Annotated in this window: 1 protein-coding gene; it reads left to right on the top strand. The window is 31.6% G+C overall.

The genetic code is table 11. The features are described from left to right. On the top strand, nt 1–301 hold a 301-nt coding region (locus CDO51_RS13330), incomplete at both ends, for a transposase (RefSeq protein WP_205842278.1).

The following is a 301-nucleotide window of genomic DNA, read 5'->3' as shown; positions in this document are numbered from 1 at the left end:
GGTATGAAAGATGTCTTAGGTATTTGGATAGGAGAAAACGAAAGTTCTAAGTACTGGTTAAAGATTATTAATGAATTAAAGAACCGAGGAGTAGAAGATATTTTAATTGTATCAATAGATGGTTTGAAAGGTTTTTCTGATGCAATACATGCTGTTTATCCAAGTGCTGAAATACAAAGCTGCATAATTCACCAAATTAGAAATAGCACAAAGTATATATCATATAAAGACCGAAAAGAATTTTGTAACGATCTTAAAAATGTTTATAGAGCACCGACTGAGGAAGTAGCTTTAACAGAGC

Source organism: Natranaerobius trueperi (assembly GCF_002216005.1).
Classification (GTDB): Bacteria; Bacillota; Natranaerobiia; order Natranaerobiales; family Natranaerobiaceae; genus Natranaerobius_A; species Natranaerobius_A trueperi.
Note: the sequence above shows the minus strand (reverse complement) of the source record. Positions and strands in the feature narration are given on the sequence as shown.